Source organism: Nocardia sp. NPDC051990 (genome assembly GCF_040680755.1).
Lineage (GTDB): Bacteria > Actinomycetota > Actinomycetes > Mycobacteriales > Mycobacteriaceae > Nocardia.
Genome location: NZ_JBFAXH010000002.1, coordinates 200,161 through 224,127, shown reverse-complemented (window position 1 = coordinate 224,127; position 23,967 = coordinate 200,161). Strand labels below are relative to the sequence as shown.

18 protein-coding genes are annotated in these 23,967 nt (G+C 66.7%); 10 read left to right on the top strand and 8 right to left on the bottom strand.

Annotation, left to right across the window (positions count from 1 at the left end; all coding sequences use genetic code 11):
- Positions 1–241: 241 nt before the first annotated feature.
- A complete protein-coding gene (locus AB0L63_RS04615) occupies positions 242–982 on the bottom strand; it encodes an SDR family oxidoreductase (RefSeq protein ID WP_364494559.1) in 741 nt (246 codons plus the stop codon).
- A gap of 107 nt (positions 983–1,089) precedes the next feature.
- Here AB0L63_RS04615 and AB0L63_RS04610 point away from each other — a divergent pair, with 107 nt between their 5' ends.
- Complete coding sequence (locus AB0L63_RS04610) at positions 1,090–1,698, top strand: TetR/AcrR family transcriptional regulator (RefSeq protein WP_364494556.1); 609 nt, start codon at positions 1,090–1,092, stop codon at positions 1,696–1,698.
- Between the two features lie 29 nt (positions 1,699–1,727).
- Here AB0L63_RS04610 and AB0L63_RS04605 read toward each other — a convergent pair whose 3' ends face one another.
- On the bottom strand, positions 1,728–3,434 hold the full coding sequence (locus AB0L63_RS04605) for a DEAD/DEAH box helicase (RefSeq protein ID WP_364494554.1): 1,707 nt from the start codon (positions 3,432–3,434) through the stop codon (positions 1,728–1,730).
- A 395-nt stretch (positions 3,435–3,829) separates the two neighbouring features.
- On the opposite strand from AB0L63_RS04605, the gene AB0L63_RS04600 reads away from it, so the two are divergent.
- Positions 3,830–4,882 carry a YihY/virulence factor BrkB family protein gene (locus AB0L63_RS04600; protein WP_364495628.1) on the top strand — a complete coding sequence of 351 codons (1,053 nt, stop codon included), beginning with the start codon at positions 3,830–3,832 and terminating at the stop codon, positions 4,880–4,882.
- Here AB0L63_RS04600 and AB0L63_RS04595 read toward each other — a convergent pair.
- A complete protein-coding gene (locus AB0L63_RS04595) occupies positions 4,858–5,091 on the bottom strand; it encodes a DUF3039 domain-containing protein (protein WP_364494551.1) in 234 nt (77 codons plus the stop codon). The genes AB0L63_RS04600 and AB0L63_RS04595 overlap by 25 nt on opposite strands.
- Before the next feature lie 171 nt (positions 5,092–5,262).
- Between AB0L63_RS04595 and AB0L63_RS04590 the strand changes: the two genes are divergently transcribed.
- On the top strand, positions 5,263–5,616 hold the full coding sequence (locus AB0L63_RS04590; protein WP_364495625.1) for a DUF3099 domain-containing protein: 354 nt from the start codon (positions 5,263–5,265) through the stop codon (positions 5,614–5,616).
- Positions 5,617–5,892: 276 nt separating this feature from the next.
- Here AB0L63_RS04590 and AB0L63_RS04585 read toward each other — a convergent pair whose 3' ends face one another.
- Positions 5,893–7,170 carry an MFS transporter gene (locus AB0L63_RS04585; protein ID WP_364494549.1) on the bottom strand — a complete coding sequence of 426 codons (1,278 nt, stop codon included), beginning with the start codon at positions 7,168–7,170 and terminating at the stop codon, positions 5,893–5,895.
- Positions 7,171–7,443: 273 nt separating this feature from the next.
- Here AB0L63_RS04585 and AB0L63_RS04580 point away from each other — a divergent pair, with 273 nt between their 5' ends.
- The 3 genes from AB0L63_RS04580 to AB0L63_RS04570 all read left to right on the top strand — a co-directional run bounded on the left by AB0L63_RS04580 (position 7,444) and on the right by AB0L63_RS04570 (position 10,941).
- The gene (locus tag AB0L63_RS04580) at positions 7,444–8,184 is read left to right on the top strand and encodes a VOC family protein (RefSeq protein WP_364494546.1); all 741 of its coding nucleotides are present in this window, start codon (positions 7,444–7,446) and stop codon (positions 8,182–8,184) included.
- A 77-nt stretch (positions 8,185–8,261) separates the two neighbouring features.
- On the top strand, positions 8,262–9,779 hold the full coding sequence (locus tag AB0L63_RS04575) for a methyltransferase (protein WP_364494544.1): 1,518 nt from the start codon (positions 8,262–8,264) through the stop codon (positions 9,777–9,779).
- A 193-nt stretch (positions 9,780–9,972) separates the two neighbouring features.
- A complete protein-coding gene (locus AB0L63_RS04570) occupies positions 9,973–10,941 on the top strand; it encodes a sigma-70 family RNA polymerase sigma factor (RefSeq protein ID WP_364494541.1) in 969 nt (322 codons plus the stop codon).
- Positions 10,942–11,684: 743 nt separating this feature from the next.
- On the opposite strand, the gene AB0L63_RS04565 is transcribed toward AB0L63_RS04570, so the two are convergent.
- The gene (locus AB0L63_RS04565) at positions 11,685–14,453 is read right to left on the bottom strand and encodes a GNAT family N-acetyltransferase (RefSeq protein WP_364494538.1); all 2,769 of its coding nucleotides are present in this window, start codon (positions 14,451–14,453) and stop codon (positions 11,685–11,687) included.
- The gene (locus AB0L63_RS04560; protein WP_364494536.1) at positions 14,446–15,723 is read right to left on the bottom strand and encodes an acetoin utilization protein AcuC; all 1,278 of its coding nucleotides are present in this window, start codon (positions 15,721–15,723) and stop codon (positions 14,446–14,448) included. Before AB0L63_RS04560 ends, AB0L63_RS04565 begins: the two co-directional genes overlap by 8 nt.
- 198 nt (positions 15,724–15,921) lie before the next feature.
- On the opposite strand from AB0L63_RS04560, the gene AB0L63_RS04555 reads away from it, so the two are divergent.
- Positions 15,922–16,608 carry an iron dependent repressor, metal binding and dimerization domain protein gene (locus AB0L63_RS04555; protein ID WP_364494533.1) on the top strand — a complete coding sequence of 229 codons (687 nt, stop codon included), beginning with the start codon at positions 15,922–15,924 and terminating at the stop codon, positions 16,606–16,608.
- 3 nt (positions 16,609–16,611) lie between these two features.
- Entirely contained in the window at positions 16,612–17,592 is a 981-nt protein-coding gene (gene galE, locus AB0L63_RS04550) for a UDP-glucose 4-epimerase GalE (RefSeq protein WP_364494530.1), read from the top strand.
- A 104-nt stretch (positions 17,593–17,696) separates the two neighbouring features.
- On the opposite strand, the gene AB0L63_RS04545 is transcribed toward galE, so the two are convergent.
- Positions 17,697–19,001: a DUF4192 domain-containing protein gene (locus AB0L63_RS04545; protein ID WP_364494527.1), complete on the bottom strand. Its 1,305-nt coding sequence runs from the start codon at positions 18,999–19,001 to the stop codon at positions 17,697–17,699.
- 370 nt (positions 19,002–19,371) lie between these two features.
- Entirely contained in the window at positions 19,372–20,094 is a 723-nt protein-coding gene (locus tag AB0L63_RS04540) for a sensor domain-containing protein (protein WP_364494524.1), read from the bottom strand.
- 264 nt (positions 20,095–20,358) lie between these two features.
- On the opposite strand from AB0L63_RS04540, the gene AB0L63_RS04535 reads away from it, so the two are divergent.
- Positions 20,359–21,303, top strand: coding sequence for a PAC2 family protein (locus AB0L63_RS04535; RefSeq protein WP_364494521.1), 945 nt, complete (start codon positions 20,359–20,361; stop codon positions 21,301–21,303).
- A gap of 49 nt (positions 21,304–21,352) precedes the next feature.
- Entirely contained in the window at positions 21,353–23,851 is a 2,499-nt protein-coding gene (locus AB0L63_RS04530) for a DUF3516 domain-containing protein (protein WP_364494518.1), read from the top strand.
- The last annotated feature ends 116 nt before the right edge of the window (positions 23,852–23,967 follow it).

Sequence of the window (23,967 nt, the reverse complement as noted above, 5' to 3'; positions counted from 1 at the left end):
CGACCCGATAGGTGATCCGAGAGCTTGGAGCCGGAGAACGCGCGGAAGTCCGGCCGCGGCGGCCAGCGGCCCCGTGCGGCGCACGTCGCCGCCTTCCGCCGCACCGTCGGCGTCTCCCCTGGCCGCTACTTCGGCCGGGTAATCGGGCGCGGCGGTGGCTCGCCCTGGATCTGGGAGGAGATGTCTCACACAGCATCAGCGTCGACAACGGTCGCGCGGTGTGGATCGAGCGGCGACGGAATCAGGCGTTGGTGCCGCCGTCGACAGTGAAGGTCGCGCCGGTGATGCTGCGGCCGGAGGGGCCGGCAAGGAAGGTTACGGTGGCGGCGATGTCGTCGGTGGTGCCGAAGCGGCCGAGGGCGGTCAGGTCGATTTGGTGAGTGGCGTGGTCGCCGTCGGCCGGGTTCATATCGGTGTCGGTGGAGCCGGGCTGTACCAGGTTGACGGTGATACTGCGCGGACCGAGTTCGCGAGCAAGGGCTTTCGTGAATCCGTTGAGTGCGGATTTGCTCAGGTTGTGCAAGGCGAGTCCGCCGAATGGGGCGCGTTCGGACAGGTTGCTGCCGATGCTGATGATCCGCCCACCCTCGGTCATATGCCCGACCGCGGCCTGCGCGCCGACGAACGCCGCCCGCGCGTGGATATTGAGCGCGCGGTCGATCTCGTCGACGGCGAACTCCTCGAACGGCTTGGCCGGGAAGATGCCCGCGTTATTGACCAGCACATCGAGCCTGCCGAATTCGGCCGCTGCCCGATGCACCACTGCGATAACCGCGTTCGCGTCGGCGCTGTCCGCTTGGATAGCGATCGCGCGCCGCCCCAATGCTTCCGCCTCGGCGACCACCGATTTCGCCAGCAATTCGTTGTGCTGGTAGGTCAGCACCACATCCGCGCCCGCGGCGGCCAGGTGTCGGACGATCGCCGCTCCGATCCCACGGCTACCCCCGGTGACCAGCGCCACTTTGCCCGTCAGGTCCGACATCGCAACTCCTCCAAATTTTGTGTCAATCAGTACATAAATAGCTAAGCGCATGGGCGACAACGGCGTCAAGGGGTATATTTAACGATCGACACAGAAAGGATCGAGCCATGGCCGAACGTGGACGACCACGCACATTCGACCGCAAGGTCGCGCTGCGTCGCGCCATGGAGGTGTTCTGGGAGCACGGCTACGAGGGCTCGTCGATGAGCGATCTCACCGCGGCGATGGGTATCAACTCACCGAGCTTGTACGCCGCGTTCGGCGGCAAGGAGGATTTGTTCCGCGCGGCGGTTGGCCTGTATGGCGAGACCGAAGGCGGCTACACCGCCCGCGCCCTGCGCGAGGAACCCACCGCACGCGCCAGCATCGAAGCGATGCTGCGCGACAACGCCGCTGCCTATACCCACGCGGACAAACCGCATGGCTGCATGGTCGTGCTGGCCGGCTCCACCTACACTACCCGCAGCGAAACCATCCGCGACTTCCTGGTCGAAATGCGCCGCGAGACAACCGAAGACATCCGCAAACGCCTGGATCGTGGTGTCGCGGAAGGTGATCTGCCTGCGGACACCGATACCGCCGCCCTCGCCAGCTTCTACACCACCATCCTGTACGGCCTGTCGATTCAAGCCCGCGACGGCGTTTCGCACACCGAACTCACCCGATCCATCGACTGCGCCCTGTCGGCGTGGCCCGCAGCGGCCAGCGCACGCTGATCGCCAGCGGGTTACTTCCGGCCCAGCGGTTACTTCCGACGCAGGGCAGCGATGCGCTCACCGAGTTGGTCGGCGGTAGCCAATGCCGTTGGCGGACCACCGCATTCGCGGCGCAACTCACCGTGGATCACACCGTGCGGCTTGCCGGTGCGATGGTGGTGCATGGCGACCAGGCTGTTCAGCTCGCGACGCAGCTCACCGAGCTTATCCGCGGTCGCGACCCGCTCGGCGGCCGAGGCGACTTGCGGACCGGGATCGGGGATCGCGGCAGCACCGCGTTCGGCCAGCTGCCTCGACTGGCGTTCCCGCAGCAGTGCTCGCATCTGCTCCGCGTCCAACAGTCCCGGAATCCCGAGATAGTCCGCCTCCTCGGCGCTGCCTGCGAAAGTGGCTGTGCCGAAGGAGGATCCATCGTAGATGACCTGGTCGAGTTCGGCGTCGGCGGCGAGCGCGACGAAGGGCTTCTCGTCCTCGCCCGGCTCGTCCTGCTGCTTGTTCGCCTCGATCAGCAGCTCGTCTTCGAGGCCGTTCTGCTCCCGGTGCGGTTTGCCGATGACGTGATCGCGCTGCAGCTCGAGCTGCGCGGCCAGATCGAGCAGCACCGGCACCGACGGCAGGAATACGCTGGCGGTCTCGCCGGGCTTGCGCGCGCGCACGAACCGCCCGATGGCCTGGGCGAAGTACAGCGGTGTCGAGGCGCTGGTCGCGTAGACGCCGACCGCGAGGCGCGGCACGTCGACGCCCTCGGACACCATCCGCACCGCGACCATCCACGGCTGGGTGTTCTTGCCGAATTCGGCGATCCGGTCCGAGGAGGACGGATCATCCGACAGCACCACCGCGGGCCGCTCACCCGTGATGTGTTCCAGCAGCTCGGCGTAATCGCGGGCCCGCTCCTGGTCGGTGGCGATCACCAGACCACCGGCATCGGGCATACCGGTCGCACGCAACTGGCGCAACCGGGTATCCGCGGCGACCAGCACCTTGGACATCCAGTCGCCGGCCGGATCCAGTGCGGTCCGCCACGCACGGGCGGTGTGTTCGGCACTGAGCGGCTCACCGAGGCGAGCCGAATACTCCTCCCCCGCACTGTCGCGCCAGTGCGCCTCACCGGAATACGCGAGGAAGACGACGGGCCGGACCACGCCGTCGGCCAATGCGTCCGCGTAGCCGTAGGTGTGGTCGGCGCGCGAGCGCGGAAAGCCGGCCTCATCGGGTTCGTAGGTGACGAACGGGATCTGGCTGTCGTCGCTGCGGAACGGTGTTCCGGTCAGCGCGAGCCGCCGGGTGGCGTCACCGAATGCCTCGGCGGTCGCCTCACCCCAGGACTTCGCATCGCCCGCATGGTGGATCTCGTCGAGAATCACCAGCGTTCTGCGTCTTTCCGTGCGGACGCGGTGCCGGGCGGGATGCGAGGCGATCTGTGCGTAGGTGACCACGACGCCGTGATAGTCACCGGAGGTCGCACCGGTCGCGTTGGAGAAGCGCGAATCCAGCTGAATGCCCACGCGGGCCGCGGATTGGGCCCACTGATGTTTGAGGTGTTCGGTCGGGGCGACGACGGTGACCTGGTCGACGGTGCGGTCGGCCAGCAGCTCGGCCGCGACCCGCAGCGCGAAGGTCGTCTTACCCGCGCCCGGCGTCGCCACCGCAAGGAAGTCCCTCGGCTTGGTGGACAAGTACTTCATCAGGGCCCGGCGCTGCCAGGCACGTAGCGAACCACCTGTGGACCCCACGGCGCTCGATGTTTGCGAATCGCCCGGTGTTCCCGCTTCTCCCGCCACAGCGGTGCCACCCGACCCAGTCACGAAGACGACCCTAGCCGTCCCCCATGGCGTGTCGCCAAACCGACGCGGCATGGGCGACGGGCATCACATGCCGAACCATGCGCCACGCCGTGTTCATCTGCTCCCCATCGACACGATGCGATGGCAAACCAGAACAAAATGCTCGGATGCGCGATGCTTTAGGCATCATGCCCGAAGAAAGTGCCCCACCGCGCAACACCTCGGGGACCGGCGACCAGCCGATCCGCAGCGGCGGAGGCGGCGCGGAACCCACCGCGGCGACCTATGCTCGCAACGCCGCGACGCGGGTCGCGTATGCCACGCGACAGGGCGGCAAACTTGTCATGCGGGTGGTGGTGAGGTCATGGAACGATTCGATTTTCACCAAATCCGCGGCCGCGGCGTTCTGGCAGACGATGTCGCTGGCACCGCTACTGCTCGGGGTGCTCGGCAGCCTCGGTTACGTGGGGGAATGGTTCGGACCCGACACCGTGGAGATCGTGGAGCAGAAGATCATCGCGTTCAGCCGCGACCTGTTCAGCCCCAGTGTGGTGAGCGATCTGATCGAACCGACCGTCAAGGATGTGCTCGGTCGCGGACGCGCGGCCTTCGTCTCGGTGGGTTTCGTCATGTCGCTGTGGGCCGGATCCTCGGCGATGTCGACGTTCGTGGATTCGATCGTCGAGGCGCACGGTCAGCGGGATGCCCGGCATCCGGTTTGGCAGCGCATCTTCGCCCTACTGTTGTATGTGCTGTTCCTGGTGGTCGCGGTGTTCCTCTTGCCGGTGATCGCGCTGGGGCCGACCTTGATCGGACGGGTGCTGCCGGATTCGTGGCAGGAACCTGGGCTGCAGTTGATCGACTCGTTCTATTACCCGGGCGTCGGCCTGCTGTTGATCATCGGGCTCACCACGTTGTACAAGCTGGCGCTGCACAAATCGCTGCCGTGGCATCGCCTGTTCGGCGGGGCGCTCGTCGCGGGCGTGTTCTTCATGGCCGCCAGCGAGGCGCTGCGCCGCTATCTGGCCTGGGTCAGCAAGACCGGCGTCAGCTATGGCGCGCTCGCGACACCGATCGCATTCCTGCTGTTCACGTACTTCCTGGGTTTTGCGATCATCCTCGGCGCGGAATTCAATGCCACGGTGCAGGAATTCTGGCCCGCCCGCAGCACCCGCATCGACCAGGTGAAGGCATGGTTGTCCAATCAGTTGGGCGGGGACGACCCCGACACCAACCGAGATGATCCGGGCACAGTCCAGCCCCCGAATCCATCGGAGGCTCAGGGGCCGATCGAGCGGGCAGACGGCATCGCCGACGATGCCGCCCGAGCACAGCTCAGCGCACCCGACGGTGCGGCATCGCGGACGCGGTCTCAGCCCTTGCGCAAGCCGTCGTAGACCTTCTTGCACTCCGGGCAGACCGGCGAACCGGGCTTCGGCGAGCGTGTCACCGGGAAGACCTCACCGCAGAGGGCGACCACGTGAGTGCCCATGACGGCACTTTCGGCGATCTTGTCTTTCTTCACGTAGTGGAAGAACTTCGGGATGTCGTCGCCCGTTGTCTCGTCGGTGGTCGTATCCGGGCGAACCAGGGTGTCGGTACTCACGGAATCCATGATGCCGCATCCGTGCGAACTCGACTGATGACGGTCGATGTTCGTCCGCTGACCAGGCCATGTGCGGTGCGCCCTCGACAGTGGGAGACTCAGAGTATGCAGCAGTACGGCGATACCCCCGACGCCGACGACATCGGCAGTGATGATCGCCAGGACGTGACGATGCCGACGCCGCCCCGCAAGTCCACCGGCTACTTCCCCGGCAATGACAAGAAGCACCCGGTGCTGATCACCGAGGCCGCGCCGTCGCTGGAGGATCAGCACCGAGCCAGGGTCCGCCGCTACACCACCATCATGGCGTTCCGCATTCCCTGCCTGATCCTCGCCGCGGTCGCCTACAGCGTTTTCAGCAACGCCCTGCTCTCGATCCTGATCATCGCCGCCTCGATTCCACTTCCCTGGATTGCCGTCCTCATCGCCAACGACCGCCCGCCGCGCAGCAAGGAAGAACCCAGCCGCTGGGACCACCCGCGCACCGCGATCGAATCGCGCCCCCACCGCGCCATCGACTCCTGACGCGGTCCCTGCATCCAGGTCCAGGTCCGGCAACGAAACGGTGCCGAAGTCACTATGCCGGTGCCGACACGCCGCATTGACGCTGCACACATGACCACCATGCAACACGTCGTCTTGGGTTCAAGGGTGAATGGAACAGGGTTGTCCGGGTTGGACAGTAGCTGGTCCAGGACGTGGGCGAGGGTGCGGTATTGATGGCGTTTGCGGGGTCGGATGTCGAGTTGGATGGTGATGTAGTCCACGGGGAACACCACGAGCGCATTCTCGGCGCTGGCTTCAGGGGTGGCGGCGGATGCCGGAGGACATCAAGGCTGCTGCGGCGCAGAGGGCTCCGGCGATGTACCAAGCGAGGTTGTAGGAGCCTTGGACATCGCGGATGATGCCGGCCCCGGTGGCGGCTATGGCGGAGCCGATCTGGTGCGAGGCGAAGACCCAACCGAAAGCGACTGGGCCGTCCGCGCCGAAGAGTTCGCGGCAGAGCGTGACCGTCGGCGGGACGGTGGCGATCCAGTCCAGCCCGTAGAAGATGATGAAGACCCACATGCTCGGCTGCGTGTCCGGCGCGAACAGTGACGGCAGGATCAGTAGCGACAGCCCGCGCAGGGTGTAGTAGCCGACCAGCAGGTAGCGGGGGTCGACCCGGTCGGTGAGCCAGCCGGAGAAGATGGTGCCCGCCACGTCGAAGACACCGACCAATGCCAGCAGGCCAGCGGCGGTGGTCGGCGGCATGCCGTGGTCGTGCGCGGCGCTGACGAAGTGGGTGCCGACCAGGCCGTTCGTCGATGCGCCGCAGATCGCGAATCCGCCTGCGAGCAGCCAGAATCCGGGACTGCGCGCGATCGTGGCCAGGACCGTCAGCGCCCGGGTCGCACCGCCGCTCGCCCGCACGCGCAGCCCAACCGTGCTGCCCGGTTCGGCACCGTACGCGGAAACGCCCGCGTCACTGGGAAAGTCGCGGATGAACAGCAGGACCAGCGGCACCACCGCCAGCGCGACACCCGCGACGATCAGCGAGGGCACCCGCCAACCGTGCGCGTGTGCCACCGCGGACACCAGCGGAAGGAAGATCAGCTGCCCGGTCGCGCCCGCCGCGGTGAGCACGCCGGTCACCAGTCCACGCTGACGCACGAACCAGCGACCGGTGATCGTCGCCACGAACGGCATGGACATCGATCCGACGCCGACCCCGACCAAGAGCCCCCAGGTCGCTACCAAATGCCAAGGCTGGGTCATAAATACGGTGAGCCCGCTACCGGTCGCGACGAGCACCAGTGCGGACGCCACTACCCGGCGGATACCGAATCGGTCCATCAGCGCCGCCGCGAACGGCGAAATCAGCCCATACAACAGCAGATTCAGTGAGACCGCGGCCCCGATGGTGCCATGCGACCAGCCGAACTCCTCGTGCAGCGGATCCAGTAGCACACTCGGCACCGACCGGAACGCCGCCGCGCCCAATAGCGCGATGAAACCCACACCGGCGACGATCCAGGCGGGATGCAGCCGCCTCGGCACGGAATCGACAGGTACCGGAGGCGTCTGCAGTTCAGTCACCCGCTGAGCGTGCCGGAATTTCGCCCATCGAACGAGTGGCCGGAATGCCATAAACCGCCAAGATCGTGCCAGTTACGGCCGATCCGAAACCGGCTCGACACCATCGCGGGTCGACACCTACTGTGTGGTGGGGGTGAAAGACGGGAACTCCCTCAGCATCAGTGATGTGTGACACATCCGCACCAACCGGGCGCGGGCGCCGCCGAATCGCCAGAAGATGCACAACCGCACACCGGAGGCGGCGTGGGAACTTCCCAGAAAACAGGAGAAAGCATGATTCGGTGGGTCTGGGCCTTCATCGACCGCCCGACGCAACGTTTCGACGAATGCGCGACATTCTGGTCGACGATCACCGAAACCCAGCTCTCGCCGCGACGCGGTGAGAACGACGAATTCCTCACGCTTCTACCGGATCCCGCACTCTTCGCCGATGCGGGCGTCAAGATGCAGGCGGTGACCGGACTCGGCCGGGTCCACCTCGATATCGACGTCGACGACGTCACCGCCGCGGTCCGTATCGCACTCGACCTGGACGCCGAACTGGTCGCCAATCACAAGAGCTACGCCGTGCTGCGCTCACCGGGTGGTCAGATCTTCTGCTTCACCCCCTGCGGCCGGGCGAAGGGCACTCCCGCCCCAGCCGTGCGCGCTCCGGACGGCATCCTCACCCGACTCGACCAGGTCTGCCTCGATATCGGCCCGACCGACCACGCCGCCGAAACCCGCTTCTGGACCACCCTCACCAACTGGGACCTGACACAGGGGCGCCTGCCCGAATTCGCCCGGCTGCGCGCGAAAGAGCCGATGCCCGTACAGCTGCTGCTGCAGCGCCTCGGTGCGGACCGCCCCGCCAGCGCCCACATCGACCTCGCCTCGGCCGATATCGACGCCACCGCCGCTTGGCACCAGTCCCTCGGTGCGACCCTGGTCGAGCGTCATGAACACTGGATCGTCATGTCCGATCCGGCCGATGCGCCCTACTGCATCACCGGCCGCGATCCGAACGGCGTCTGAGGATCGCGCGCGCACTGTCGGTGTGACACGACGACCACGTTTCGGTTGCTGGCGTGTCGCGGTGGCAGAGTACCGGTGTGCCCACCAACCAGACGACCACCGGATCGCTGCTCACCGCGTTATGCCCCGATTTGCGGTCCGCGCTGACCCGCGTCGGTTATGACGCCAATACGCTGCTGGAAGTGCTCGGCGCCGACGCGCACGCCGCGCTGGGCCGCTCCGAACCGGTACCGGTGCGCCGGGCGGCTCGCCAGGCGGGCGCGCTCGGCACCCTGATCCGCCTGTTTCTGCTCGGTGACGCACTGCCCGAACGCGAGGTCGCGGCGGCACTGGCACCGGTGGATATCGACCGCGCGGTGGCGGCGGGGCTGCTCGCCCGCGACGGTGACTGCGTGCGCGCGGCCCTCGACCTGCGCCCGCTCGACGCAGGCGAAGGCACCCGCTGGATCCTGTCCGACCTCGACGATTCCATGCTCCGGCGCACCCTGACCGAGGATCATGTGCTCGGCGTCGGCCACGCCTCCCTCTCGCTGCTGCGTGCCACCCCTACCCGCCGCGTCGGATCGGCTCTTGACCTCGGCACCGGCTGCGGCGTCCAGGCCGTCCACGCCGCCGCCTACGCGGACCGGGTGACCGCGACCGACGTGAACCCGCGCGCCTTGTGGCTGGCCGAGGCGACAGCCGCACTCAACGGACTCGATATCGAACTCCTGGCCGGTTCATGGTTCGAGCCGGTGGCCGGTCGCCGCTTCGACCAGGTGGTCGCCAATCCGCCGTTCGTCGTCGGGCCCGCCCGCATCGAACACACCTACCGCGACTCCGGCCTGGCCCTCGACGGCGCAAGCGAATTGGTGATATCGCAGGCCCCGGCCCTGCTCGCGCCCGGTGGCACCGCCGCGATGCTGGCCGCATGGGTGCACGTGGACGGCGAGGACTGGCGCCAACGCGTCTCGTCCTGGCTACCCGCGCACGGTGTCGATGCCTGGGTGGTCCAACGCGATATCGCCGATCCAGCCCTGTACGTCGGAACATGGCTACGTGACGCCGGTTTGGATCCGCGCGATCCGGCCGCACAGGCCCGTGCCGAACAGTGGCTCGACGCCTTCACCGCCGCGGATGTCGAGGGGATCGGTTTCGGCTTTGTCTATCTGCGTGCCATCGACGGCCCGACCGAACTGCTCGCCGAGGACCTGACGCACGGCTTCGACGATCCGCTCGGCGCCGAGGCCACCGAGTATTTCGCGCGCTCGGACTGGTTGCGCCACGCCACCGCCGATGAAAGTCTCGCCTGGTCAACACGTTTCGTAGTCGATCCAGCGACCGCACTGGAACGGGTCTACCTGCACAGCGAATTCGGTTGGGAGCAGCAGGTCGCGCGGCTGCACCGTGGCGACGGTCCGCGCTGGCAACATGAAGTGGACGAATCCACCGTCGCCCTCGTCGCAGGAATGCGCGCCGACGGTTTGCCGTTACAAGAGCTGTTGGAACTGCTCGCACTCGCCGACGGATCGGGCGAGGTCACCGAGGAGTTCGCGGCCGACGCATTATCCGTGGTGACCGGATTGGTTCGTCACGGTTTGGTGCGGCCCGTGTAACGCGGTGGCAAGCGCTCGCAACCCGCCGGACGCCGTACGCACGGGCTGTTCCGACAGTGGGGGTTCTCAGGAACTTCTCAGACGCGAGTGACGGAAACCGCAGTTCAGAGCGGTTTATCGAAGCAGTAGCGGGGAACTTTCTACCTGTCGGGTCCGTTGTTCGGAGTGAGACACCACCGACAGGAGGCAAGTCATGACAAGCCCCGCCACGACTCGTGTGCGCACCAGCGATTCGGACCTCGACGCCCAGAGCCCTGCAGCCGACCTGGTACGTGTGTACCTGAACGGGATCGGCCGTACCGCATTGCTCACGGCAGCCGACGAGGTCGAGCTGGCCAAGCGCATCGAGGCGGGCCTCTATGCGCAGCATCTGCTGGAGACCGGCAAGCGACTGACGGCCACCCGCAAGCACGATCTGGCCATCGTCGTTCGCGAAGGTCAGGCCGCACGCTCGCATCTGCTCGAAGCCAACCTCCGGCTCGTGGTCTCCCTCGCCAAGCGCTACACCGGCCGCGGTATGCCGCTGCTGGACCTGATCCAGGAGGGCAACCTCGGCCTGATCAGGGCAATGGAGAAGTTCGACTACGCCAAGGGCTTCAAGTTCTCCACCTATGCCACCTGGTGGATTCGGCAGGCCATCACCCGCGGTATGGCCGATCAGAGCCGCACCATCCGCCTCCCCGTGCATCTGGTCGAGCAGGTCAACAAGCTGGCCAGGATCAAGCGCGAACTGCATCAGCAACTCGGTCGCGAGGCCACCGACGCGGAACTGGCCAACGAGTCCGGTATTCCGGTCGACAAGATCTCCGATCTGCTGGACCACAGCCGCGACCCGGTAAGCCTGGACATGCCGGTCGGCAATGACGAAGAAGCCCCGCTAGGCGATTTCATCGAGGACTCCGAGGCCACCTCGGCCGAGTCCGCGGTAATCGCCGGACTGTTGCATCACGATGTGCGCAGTGTGCTCGCCACCCTGGACGAGCGGGAGCAGCAGGTTATCCGCCTGCGCTTCGGCCTGGACGATGGCCAGCCGCGCACCCTCGATCAGATCGGCAAGCTCTTCGGACTCTCTCGCGAGCGTGTTCGTCAGATAGAGCGTGAGGTCATGTCGAAGCTGCGCAAGGGTGAACGGGCCGACCGCCTGCGCGCCTACGCCAGCTGATTCCCGCAACTCGTGCCGGTGATCCCGGCACGTGCCCATGACGCCGGACTATTCCGAGGCGGGTCCGGTGTTCGGCTTGGCGACCCGGTCCGGGTCACCTCGAAACGCCGACCGGTGACCGCGCGTCCCGCCCCCTCCGGGTTTCGCGCGAGCCGGTCGGCGAACCTCCTCGACCCCCAAGTCCGTCGTCGACCGTGACGTTCTCCAGTTTCAGTTCGCGTGCGGAGTTCTCCGCAGGAACGCGAAATTCTCCTGCACTCGACCGCTGCCGATGCTGGCCTGGACGAGTTGTGCGATGGTCGCCGCGAGCGGCTCGGCACGTCGAGTCGGTGGGCCACGCCGAGGCCGAGGTCGAAATCCTTGCGCAGCAGGATCGGGGTGAAAGTCGGTGTGTAGTCGAGGTTGACGCATGACGCTGTTGTTGCGGAAGTCCAGGAAGGCCGCGCGGGATACTCCGCCCGGTCCATCTGTACTCGGCAGCGATTCGCACCAGCCAATGCGAGACCACAACGCCTACCAGTGCAGCCAATCGCCGCCGTGCTGACCGACCAGCGCAGCTCGCCCAGCTCCGCGATCCGGTCGACAGGCGCCGACACTCCCGGGCGCGGCCGAATGCACCGGTCGCCGTCACAGCCAGTCCATCCGCTACCCGGCAGCGATTTGCATCAGGCGGCGTGGGACTCCGACGCGTATGTGTGCTGCAGATTGCTGCGTTGAGCGGGCGACACGCGGAGGTGGGGGACTCAGCCGAGACGGCGGGGGCCGGTGTCGAAGCGGCTGGGTTGGGGGCCGAAGCGGGCTCGGGCGTAGAGGATTGCGGCGGCATTGGCGGAGGCGAGTATGGGATCGAAGGATAGTTCGCGCATTTCGGGGAGGTCGTCGAAGAGGGCCGAGACGCGTTGGGCGAGTTCGACCAGGGCGGGTTTGTCGACGCGCGGGCTAGCGCGGGTGCCGGAGAGGAGTGGTGCGGCGCGCGGGGCATCGATGAGGGCGGTTGCTTCGTCGGCGGTGAGTGGGAGCGCGCGGTAGGCGCGGTCGCCGAGGAGTTCGATGATCATGCCGGAGAGACCGAATTCGATGACCGAACCGAAGGACGGGTCGTCCTGCACCCGCAGCACACAGCCGACACCAGGGGTGGCCATCCTCTGGATGTGCACGGCGGGGTCACCGCAGAGTTCCACCAGATGCGAATAGGCCTGGCGAACGGCCTCCGGGCGCCACAGGTCCAGTCGGACGCCGCTGAGATCCGGTCGGCGCCGCCACATTTCGCCGGTCGCCTTGGCCGCCACTGGATAGCCGAGTTCCTCGGCCGCCGCTGCCGCCTCATCGGCGCTGCGCACCTCACGGAATTCGACAACGTGAATTCCGTAGCACTCCAACAGATCCACGGCTTCCAGATCGGTGAGCCAACGCCCATCGGAGTCGCGCATCCATCCGGCGACGAGCCGCTTGGCCCGGTCCGCATCGATACCCGCCGGACGGACCACCGTCGACACCGGTTTCGTGCGCCACTGCGCGTACCGGTGTGCCCTGGCCAGCGCCCGTGCGGCGCGCTCCGGATCCGGATAGGACGGTATAGAGCCACGCGCCGCCGTACCGCTCGGACCGCGCACCGCTAATAGGTTCGGAATCCCTTGCTCGGCAACGAAAGTAGTGAGAACGGGTTTACCCGCATCGGGCACGGCCGCCGCGGCCTCGCGAATGGATTCGGCGAATCCGGCCATCGGCAGTGGCACCGGTGGCGCGAAAACCACGATCACCGCATCGATCTCATCCGACCGCAGCGCGGCGACCACCGCGTCCAGATACGCACCCGGGGTCGCGTCCGGCCCCAGGCTCACCGGATCGCCGATCGAATCCTCGTCCACCACACGCTCGGTCGGGCGTGGGCGCCGAACGCCGTCGTGCGGCACCGTGGCGGGCCGCCGGACCTCGAGCCCCTCCCCGCGCGCAGCATCGACGGCCAGCCAGTTCAATGCCGCGCTATTGCCTATCACGGCGACCCGCGGACCCGCGGGCAGTGGCTGATAGCCCAGCAGCGCCGCACAGTCGAACAGCTCCGAAATCGAGTCGACCTGAACGATTCCCGACTGCGTGAACAGGTCCCGCACGATGGATCGGTCCATATCGCCGGCCGGCTGAGCCCGCGCGGCCAATCGCCCACTGCTCACTGCGACGATCGGTTTACTCCGCGCGACCCTACGCGCGATACGGGAGAATTTGCGCGGGTTACCGAAGCTCTCCAAATACAGCAGGATTACATCGGTGGCGGAATCGGTGTCCCAGTATTGCAGCAGGTCATTGCCGGACACATCCGCGCGATTGCCCGCCGAGACGAAGGTCGACAAACCGAGGTTGCGCGCGGCGGCCTCGCCGAGGATGGCCGCACCCAACGGCCCGGACTGGCAGAAGAATCCGATGCGTCCGCGCCCGGGCAGTACCGAGGCGAGCGTGGCATTCAGGGAAACCGCGGCATCGGTATTGGCGATACCGAGCGCACTCGGTCCGACCACTCGCATCCCGTGTCCGCGGGCCGCGGCGACCAGATCGTGTTCGGCTACGACACCGCCCGCGCCGGTCTCCCCGAAGCCCGCGGTCAGCACGACCAATCCCTTGACGCCCTTGGCCATACAGTCGTCGAGAACCGAGCCGATCGCCTCCGGCGGCACGGCAACCACCGCGAGATCCACCTCATCGGGAATATCGCGCACGGTCGGGTAGGCCCGCACCCCGCGAACCGATCGCCGGTTCGGATTGACCGGGAATACCGGCCCCTGGAAGACCCCGGACAGCAGGTTGGCCAAGATCACTCCGCCGACCCGGGCCGGGCCCATAGTGGCACCGATCACCGCGACCGACCGCGGGGCGAGCAGATTGCCGACACTGCGCGCCTCCGAGGCGCGCTCACGCGAATCCCGCACCGAGAGCAGCGCTTCGGTCGGATCGATGGCGAATTCCAGATGCAGCACCGACCCGTCCCTGGCCCGCTCCACCTGATAGCCCGCGTCACGGAATACGGTAACCATCACGGTGTTCTCGGCGAGCACCTCCGCGACGAATGTCTCGATCTTGTTCTCGGCGGCCGCACCCGCCAGATGTTCGAGGAGAATCGACCCGAGTCCGCGTCCCTGATGTTCGTCGGCCACCACGAATGCGACCTCGGCGGCGCGCGGTCCGGTGCGGTCGGTCAGCAGCTCATAGCGGCCGACCGCGATGATCGCCTCACCGAGTACGAGCAGCAATCCGACCCGATCGTGATGGTCGACGTGGGTGGAGCGGTACAGATCCTTGGGCGAAATGCGTGGGTACGGACCGAAGTAGCGCAGATACCGGGAACGATCGGACAGTGCGGTGTGGAACTCCTGCAGCCGCTCGGCATCGCCGGGCGTGATCGGGCGCAGTCGCACCACGCCGCCGTCGGAGGCGAGAACATCGGCGAACCAGTGTTGCGGCGGCGGTGGCGGCACCACGGGCGTGCTCGGGGAGTCCGAGACGGGCGGGTTCTCAGTCACGGGGGTCCTCCGGATCCAGGCCGAGCAGCCCGAAGGTGGCTCGGCGGGTAGCCAATACGGCCGTATCGATAGCGCGTTGCGCACGGTCGGTGCGCGCGTCCCCAGTCTCCCCAGTGCCGCCGGGACCATCCCACGGATGGTAGGAGGTGTCACCGCCATCACCCATGGTGCGCGGCGGGTCGACGGTTGGTGCCACGGAGCGGATCATATCGATCCAGTCCTGCGGCACCGCGGTTTCTGGTGCGATGGTGCGATCCAGCGCGGTCGCCAATAGATGCGTCCAGGCGCGTGGCACCACGCGTACCAGGCCATAACCACCGCCACCGACAGCGAGCCAACGGCCCTCGGCGTATTCGTCAGCCAGATCGCGCATGGCGATGAAGGCGGCGCGTTGACCGTCGACGGTCAGTTCCATATCGGCCAACGGGTCCTCACGATGGGTGTCGACACCGCATTGGCTGACCACGATCTGCGGCCGGAAGGCCGCCAGCGCGCCGGGCACGATCGCGTGAAAGCCGCGCAGCCACTGGGGATCTCGGGTGCTGGGCAGGACCGCCAGATTGATCGCGGTGCCCTCGGCGGCGCCGTGACCGATCTCCTCCGGCCAGCCGGTATTGGGCCACAGGGTGGCCGGGTGCTGATGAATCGAGATCGTCAGCACCCGGGGGTCGCCGTAGAAGGCGCGCTGCACACCGTCGCCGTGATGCACATCGATATCGATGTAGGCGATCCGATCGAATCCGTTGTCCAGCAGCCAGGAGATGGCCACGGCCGCATCGTTGTAGACGCAGAATCCGGCCGCCGAATCCGGCATCGCGTGATGCATGCCGCCGCCGATGCTCACCGCGCGCCGGGTCCGACCATGGGCGATCTCGCGCGCGGCGGCCAACGTGCCGCCGACGATCACCGAGGCTGCCTGATGCATCCGCGGGAATACCGGATTATCCGGTGAGCCGAGACCGTACGGCGGCGCGAGCGGCGCACCCGCGGGCGGTGTGGCATGTGCGACGGCCTCGATGTAGTCGGCGGTGTGGACACGCAGCAAATCGGATACTTCGGCCTGCTCGGGCACCAATCGCTCGACACCGTCGAGTATTCCGAGACTTTCCGCCAGGGCCATGGTGAACTTCAGGCGCACCGGGTTCATGGGGTGCTCCGGCGTCCATGCGTAGTCGAGAAAGCGGTCGGTCCAGACAACGGTCCCGGATCGCGCCTCACGATCACCTTCGTCGATCGGCGCGGACTGTTCGCCGTGCGGTGCAGTGTCCATGCTCGCAACGCTACGCGGGAAGGTAACTGCCCCGTTGGGCGTTCGTATGCAGTAGAAATACAAGCAAGAGCCAACACGGTGACGGGCCGTGCGCCGACAGAATTCCCACAGCGCGGTCACGGGTGTAGCGCGAAACCAAGCGGCACGCGGGGGTGTCGGCGTGCGTGGGTAGAATTCGTGCCGACGAAGGGGTAACAGGTGAAGGATCTGGTCGACACCACGGAGATGTACCTCCGTACCATCTACGACCTCGAGGAAGAGGGCGTGGTGCCCCTGCGTGCGCGCATCGCCGAACGCCTCGAGCAGAGCGGACCGACGGTCAGCCAGACCGTCGCGCGGATGGAACGCGATGGTCTGCTGCTGGTCGCCGGTGATCGCCATCTCGAACTCACCGAGAAGGGCCGCAGCATGGCGGTCGCGGTCATGCGCAAGCATCGCCTCGCCGAGCGGCTGCTCGTGGACATCATCGGACTCGACTGGCAGAACGTGCACGCCGAGGCGTGCCGCTGGGAACACGTCATGAGCGAGGATGTCGAGCGGCGGCTGGTCGAGGTGCTCAATCACCCGACCACCTCTCCCTACGGCAACCCGATTCCGGGCTTGGACGAGCTCGGCATCGCCCCGCCGAACGCCGCCGACGAGACCCTCGTGCGGCTGTCGGATCTGCCGCACGGCCAGGTGCACGCGGTCGTGGTACGTCGCCTCGCCGAGCACATCCAGACCGATCCCGAGGTCATCGGCCAGTTGCGGGAGGCGGGCGTGGTGCCCGACGCCCGCGTGACGGTCGAGACCAAGCCCGGTTCGGCGGTCATCACCGTGCCCGGCCACGAAGGTTTCGGGCTCTCGGATGAAATGGCCCACGCCGTCCAGGTGAAGCTGGTCTGAGGCGTGAAACTTCTGGTCACGGGTGGCGCAGGCTACGTCGGTGGTGTCTGCGCGCAGGTTCTGCTCGAATCGGGGCACGAGGTCGTGGTGGTCGATGATCTGTCGACTGGCAACGCCGAGGGCGTGCCGATCGAGGCGCGGTTCGTCGAGGGTGATATCGCGGTCGCAGCACCGACACTGCTGGAGGCCGAATCCTTCGATGGTGTCCTGCATTTCGCGGCGCAGTCGCTGGTCGGCGAGTCGGTGCAGCAGCCGGAGAAGTACTGGCACGGCAATGTGGTGAAGACGATCGAACTGCTGGAGGCGATGCGCCGCACGGAAACACCGCGGCTGGTGTTCTCCTCGACCGCGGCCGTGTACGGCGAACCCGAACGGGTGCCGATCACCGAGGACGCACCGACCCGACCAACCAACCCCTACGGCGCCTCCAAGCTGGCCATCGACCACGCCATCACCTCTTACTCGATTGCACACGGCTTGGCCGCGACCAGCCTGCGTTACTTCAATGTCGCGGGCGCCTACGGCGGCCTCGGCGAAAACCGGGTGGTGGAAACCCATCTCATCCCTCTCGTGCTCCAAGTCGCCCTTGGTCATCGCAAGGCGATTTCGGTCTTCGGCACCGACTGGCCAACACCCGACGGCACCGCGGTCCGTGATTACATCCACATCCGCGACCTCGCCGACGCCCATCTGCTGGCCCTCGACTCCGCGGAATCCGGCACACATCGCATCCTCAATCTCGGCAGCGGCGCCGGTTTCTCGGTCCGCGAGGTGATTTCCGCCTGTGAGCGCGTCACGGGCCTGCCCATCGCGGCCGAGGACGCGCCGCGCCGCGCCGGCGACCCGGCCACCCTGATCGCGTCCAGCGACCGTGCCATCACCGACCTCGGCTGGCAGCCCAAGCACAACAACCTCGACGAAATCGTCGCCGACGCTTGGGAGTTCCTCCGCGACCTCGGTCCGCTGGCACACAGCGCCAAATAGGCAGGTTCCCGCATCAAGCGCAGTCACACGGTGGTGCTGCCCTTGCCACAAACCACCATGTGACTCGCTGGCTCACCGCTGACCGCCCGAGAACGCGAGCAAGGTCACCGGACGACCGGCCCCAGGTCGATGCCGAGGTCCGCGGCAATGCCGAGCCCGCAGTAGGCAAGCCGGCGCAGCGTATCCGGACGCATCCCCGTGTGCAGGGAGATCTCGAGCAGACTCGCCATGGAATGGGCGGGATCGGCCGCCAAGGCCGCCTGTAGTGCGATGCCGGCGAACGGCCCGTCGCCACGGATGTAGGCGCTGTAGCCGAGCAGTGTTGCGGCATCGGCACGGTCGCTGCCCGACAGTGCATGTGTCAGTGTCACCCACAGCGTTTCCGCGGGGGCGGCGTGGTCTCCGACGGCCAGCCCGAACAGTGCGTCACGCACCGTCCGATCACGCAGTGCCGCGGCCAGTTCCGCGTATTCCTTGGCTGTGATGGCCACACCGGAGTCGATATTGGCGATCTGCCACACCACATGTTCGAGTGCCTGCCGGTGATATCCGTCGGGATCACCGCGCCGGACCGCCGCCGCGTACCGCTCATGCGCGAGCGCGAGGGCGCTGTCGAGATATACCGCGACCTGTTGCGCCAGTTCCGCATCCGGTGCGACCAGATCGGTCAGCTCCGAACGGGTGCCACGGATCGGCCGCCCGTCGAGCACATGCGCCACGGTCACCATCGATGTCGCCGGATCCGGCAGCGTCCCATGATGATTCGCGTCGAGCAGACTCCACCACCGCTGCTCGGCCTCGATCGCGCGCACCGCCCAGGCACCTTCGAGGTACACCTCGGCCCGCGCCAGCCGCCGCGCGAACGCCGCTATGAGCGTGCCCCACGGTCCCATACTCGCGGCACCGTTTCGGCGGGTACGCCGCGGTTCGCGCGCCCGGTCATCGACGATTACCGCGAGTACCTCGGTGGCTCCCTCGGCGGCACAGATATGCGAAACACACTCCGCATATGCCGCCGCGAGCCCGCGGCGACCGCCACCCTCCTGATCCAAATCGAACCGCACCACCGCATCGATGATCGGACTCTGCTCCGCATCGGCCGCGCCCCGCAGCACGGCCACCACCAGCGATCGCTCCGGCACGAAGCCGACCATCGCGGGCACCGCCACTATCAATTCTCCAGGATCGTCGACATGCAGCGCATCCCCCGGAATCCGATCCCCGAATTCCGGCGGCGGTTCCGCACAGATCCCCGGGCGCGGCGCTATCGCGAAACCCCGTGTGCACTCCGACGACTCGTCGTCGATATCAGGGTCGAAGAAGGACACCGCATCGATTCGGGCGGCGACCTTGCCAGCGGGCCACGTTCGATACGCGTGCGTCCCAACACCATCGCCTTCGATTCGCACTGCGCCGCCTGTTTCCGCGCCGTCATGCGGGTGCTCCACATCGCGTCGGCCCGAGTCGCTGACACCTGCCGCGCGGACGGATTTGCGGAGGTGAACGGCGGGGCTCGTGCAAAAGCCAGTACGGGGCGATGCGCCATCACCTGGATCGCCGAGGGCGGGAGCGGAGTTCGTGGAAGTCGTCATGCATCGAGGGTGCGCGCATCCACCGCTGCGCCCGGGACGCTGACCTGGGGATCGATTTGCCCTGTGGATAACATTTGGGCTGTGCACGAAACGGGCACCGAATACGAAAACTGCGGCGACGATGTCGGTGCCACCTGCTACCGTCCGGCCGCAAGCTCCAGCCGGCGATCGGCGGACACTGCGGCATTCACCCCTTCTTGACCTTCCCCACCGCCGTCGTGAACAGCTCGTCCAACGCTGCCGTATCCGGCGTCCTATCGCTGAATGTCATGTACGTCACCGTGATTCGCACATCGGCGACCTGCCCGGTCAGCGTCTGCATCGACTGCGTCAACCCGGCCGCGCTCACCTGCGGCGCCACCGTGCGGCGCAGCGCGAGGGTGTCGTCAGCATCGATCGGTGGCGCCGTTTGCAGTTCGGTGGTCACCGTCGTCGTCGCACCCGCCCGGGTCACGTACACCTGCTGACACCGCTTCACCTGCTCCCGCAAGGCCGACAGCGGCTGCCCGGTCCTGGTCAACTCCACCGTCATCGTGGTGCGTGTCCGGTTGTCGGTGCCCACTGTGACGGCCGTCTGATTCGGACCGAATTGCTGAGCGGGCGGAACACATCCATCGGGCTGCACTGTCGAACCGCGCCCGACCCCGGTCAGATCGCCAGCCGCCTGCGCTGCGGCTTCTGATGACAGCACCACGGCCTCGTATCCGACCGGAAACTGCGTGGCATCGGGCAGCAGCGTCGAAAGCTGTGCCGTCACATGCTGGGTCACCGTACTCGGTCCGGAGGCGACCGGATGTCCGGTCACTATCGACGCGCAGCCCGCGAGCAGCACCGCACCCGCGGTGAGGGGCACCCAACCCGATACCCCGAATCCGCGTGGCCCCCAGCGCGACGAATTCGGCACAGTCACCGCTCCACTGTGCCAAAGTCCCCGTGCCCGCCCGCGAAGCCACGCCGATTCTTCGAGTGACCTGCCCGTGATCGCCAGCGGTGACCCGGGCCGGGAATGTGCGGGGCATCACCGATGTTGCCCTGTCTTATGGGTCGGTGCCGCCCGTGGCAACGTGTGTCGCGGCCATGGGGGACAATGGACAGTGGTTAACCGCCGCGAATTGCCCCAAAGGCCTGTGAACCTGGAAGCTCGCATCGGTGAACCGCGCAGGAAGGAGACGCGATGGACCACGAGTCGCGAATGTACGAGTTGGAGTTCCCAGCTCCACAGCTGTCGAACGACGATGGCTTGGGTCCGGTCCTGGTACACGGACTGGAGGGCTTCACCGATGCCGGGCATGCGGTGCGGCTGGCCACGACGCACCTGCGCGAGAGTCTCGAGAGCGAACTGGTCGCCTCGTTCGATGTCGACGAGTTGCTGGACTACCGCTCGCGTCGTCCGCTGATGACGTTCAAGACCGACCACTTCTCTGATTACGCCGAACCCGAGCTGAATCTCTGGGCGTTGCGCGACACCTCGGGCACCCCGTTCCTGCTGTTGTCCGGCCTGGAACCGGATCTGCGCTGGGAGAAATTCAGCACCGCGGTGCGTCTGCTCGCCGAACAGCTCGGTGTGCGACGCAGTATCGGACTGAGTGCCATTCCGATGGCGATACCGCATACCCGCCCGCTCGGCATTACCGCGCACTCCTCCGACCGCGACCTCATCGCTGACCACCAGCGCTGGCCCGGCGAACTACAGGTGCCAGGCAGCGCGTCCTCGCTGCTGGAGTACCGGATGGCCCAGCACGGACACGAATCGGTCGGCTTCTCCGTACATGTGCCGCACTACCTCGCGCAGACCGCCTACCCGGAGGCCGCGCAGACCCTGCTCGAGCACGTCGCCAACAACGCGGGCCTGGAATTCCCGCTCGCCGCGCTCGGTGAGGCCGCCGCACGGGTGCGTGAACAGGTCAACGAGCACATCTCGGGAAATTCCGAGGTCGAGACGGTGGTGCACGCGCTCGAGCGCCAGTACGACAGCTTCGTCACCGCCCAGGAACGCCAATCGAGCTTGCTGGTCGGCGACGGTGAGCTGCCGAGCGGCGATGAGTTGGGCGCCGAATTCGAGCGCTTCCTGGCCGAACAGGGCGGCTACGACGGCGACGGGGACGCAGAGTCCAACTGACCCGATCACCCTGACGGGGGCGTGAACGGCTGCACGTAGGGTAGTCGGAGTGGATCTGACCGAACTGCTCGAGATACCGGGAACCGACGCCGACGCGCTCTACGAATCCTTCGGGGCGTGGGCGGCCGAGCAGGGCACCCCACTGTATCCGGCGCAGGACGAGGCGCTGCTGGAATTGGCGTCCGGATCCAATGTCATCCTGGCCACCCCTACAGGGTCCGGTAAATCGCTGGTCGCGGTCGGCGCGCATCTGTTCGCGCTGACTCGTGGTCTGCGCACCTACTACACCGCACCGATCAAAGCCCTGGTCAGCGAGAAGTTCTTCGCCCTGTGCGATGTCTTCGGCGCGGATCGGGTCGGCATGGTGACCGGTGACGCGGCGGTGAATCCGCAGGCGCCGATCATCTGCGCCACCGCCGAGATCTTGGCGAATATGGCGCTACGCGAGGGCGCGGCCGCCGAAGTCGGCCAGGTCGTAATGGATGAATTCCACTTCTACGCCGATCCGGACCGCGGCTGGGCCTGGCAGGTGCCGCTGCTCGAACTTCCACGCGCTCAATTCCTGCTGATGTCGGCCACTCTCGGCGAGGTAGACTTCTTCGCCACCGATCTGGAGCGCCGCACGGGTAATCCGACCGCCATCGTCGCGGGCACCGAACGTCCTGTCCCGCTGAGCTTTTCCTACGCACGCACCCCGATCACCGAAACCCTCGAAGATCTCGTCACGACCAACCAGTCACCGGTGTACGTCGTGCATTTTACCCAGGCCGCCGCGTTGGAACGCGCCCAGGCACTGACCAGCGTCAACTTCGCCACCCGCGCCGAAAAGGACGCCATCGCAACGGCACTGGGCGATTTCCGCTTCTCCTCCGGCTTCGGCAAGACCCTGTCCCGGCTGATCCGCCACGGTATCGGCGTACATCACGCGGGCATGCTGCCCAAATATCGCCGCCTGGTGGAGCGCCTGGCCCAGGACGGCCTGCTGAAGGTGGTGTGCGGCACCGACACCCTCGGCGTCGGCATCAACGTGCCGATCCGCACGGTGCTGCTCACCGGCCTCACCAAATTCGACGGTGTGCGCACCCGCAGGCTCAAGGCCCGCGAATTCCACCAGATCGCGGGCCGCGCGGGCCGGGCGGGCTACGACACCATGGGCACCGTCGTCGTGCAGGCTCCCGACCACGAGGTGGAGAACACCCGGCTGCTGGCCAAGGCGGGCGACGATCCGAAGAAGCAGCGCAAGGTGGTGCGGCGCAAACCGCCGGAAGGGTTCGTCTCCTGGAGCGAGGAGACCTTCGACCGGCTCGTCGCCGCCAGCCCCGAACCGATGGTGTCGCGCTTCAACGTGACGAACTCCATGCTGCTCAACGTGATCGCCCGGCCGGGCAATTGCTTCGATGCCATGCGTCACCTGCTCGAGGACAACCACGAGCCCCGCCCCGCGCAACGCCGCCATATCCTGCGCGCCATCCGCCTCTACCGTGCCCTGCGCGATGCCGGTGTGGTGCAACAACTTCCGGAGCCGGACGCACAGGGGCGCCGCGCCAGACTCACCGTCGACCTACAGCGCGATTTCGCCCTCGACCAGCCCCTGTCCCCCTTCGCCCTCGCCGCACTCGAGCTGCTCGACAAGGACGTCTCCGGCTACACCCTCGACGTCATCTCGCTCATCGAATCGACACTCGAGGATCCGCGCCAACTGCTGATGGCCCAGCAGCACAAGGCCCGCGGCCAAGCGATCAACGAGATGAAGGCCGACGGCATCGAATACGACGAACGCATGGAGCTACTGGAAGAGGTCACCTGGCCCAAACCGCTGGCCGAGCTGATAGAACCCGCATTCGAGACTTACCGCGCCGGCCACCCCTGGATGTCGGAATTCGCCCCCTCCCCCAAATCGGTCGTTCGCGACATGATCGAACGTTCGATGACCTTCGCCGAGTTGATCTCGCATTACGAACTCGCCCGCTCCGAGGGGGTGGTGCTGCGCTATCTCGCCGACGCCTACCGCGCGCTGCGGCGCACCGTACCGGACGCCGCGCGCACCGAGGATCTCGACGATATGACCGAATGGCTGGGTGAGCTTGTGCGCCAAGTGGATTCGAGCCTGCTCGACGAATGGGAACAGCTCACCAATCCGGGCGCGGAGACCGATGCCGATCAGATCGCCTTCGGCGCGGAATCGGTGCGTCCGATCTCGGCCAACGAACGCGCGTTCAAGGTGATGGTCCGCAATGCCATGTTCCGTCGCGTCGAACTCGCCGCGCTGCGCCGCTGGGAGACCCTGGCCGAGCTGGGCACCGGGCCGGACTGGGCGGCCGAGCTGACCCCCTACTTCGACGAGTACGCGAGCATCGGCACCGGCCCGGACGCCCGCGGTCCACAACTGTTCCAGGTGGAACAACGCCCCGGTTTCTGGCGGGTGCGTCAAGTGCTCGACGATCCTGCCGGGGACCACGGCTGGGCGCTGGCGGCAGTGGTCGATCTCGCCGAGTCCGATGCCGCGGGCGAGGTCGTATTCGACGAGGTCACGGTAGTCGCGGGGTGATCATGACCAGGGTATCGTCAACGAGTTGGTTACCGGGGGCATCGCGCTGATACTCTCTCGCGCGGTACCCGAACAGCGGCCGACCCTCAAACGACGGAGAGTTCCCTTAGATTGAC

Excerpts from the sequence above, each read along its gene's own strand:
- AB0L63_RS04615 (WP_364494559.1), bottom strand. The coding sequence starts at position 982 with ATGTCGGACCTGACGGGCAAAGTGGCGCTGGTCACCGGGGGTAGCCGT.
- AB0L63_RS04535 (WP_364494521.1), top strand. The coding sequence starts at position 20,359 with ATGGACCACGAGTCGCGAATGTACGAGTTGGAGTTCCCAGCTCCACAG.
- AB0L63_RS04560 (WP_364494536.1), bottom strand. The coding sequence starts at position 15,723 with ATGGACACTGCACCGCACGGCGAACAGTCCGCGCCGATCGACGAAGGT.
- AB0L63_RS04610 (WP_364494556.1), top strand. The coding sequence starts at position 1,090 with ATGGCCGAACGTGGACGACCACGCACATTCGACCGCAAGGTCGCGCTG.
- AB0L63_RS04600 (WP_364495628.1), top strand. The coding sequence starts at position 3,830 with ATGCGGGTGGTGGTGAGGTCATGGAACGATTCGATTTTCACCAAATCC.
- AB0L63_RS04580 (WP_364494546.1), top strand. The coding sequence starts at position 7,444 with ATGATTCGGTGGGTCTGGGCCTTCATCGACCGCCCGACGCAACGTTTC.
- AB0L63_RS04590 (WP_364495625.1), top strand. The coding sequence starts at position 5,263 with ATGCCGACGCCGCCCCGCAAGTCCACCGGCTACTTCCCCGGCAATGAC.
- AB0L63_RS04570 (WP_364494541.1), top strand. The coding sequence starts at position 9,973 with ATGACAAGCCCCGCCACGACTCGTGTGCGCACCAGCGATTCGGACCTC.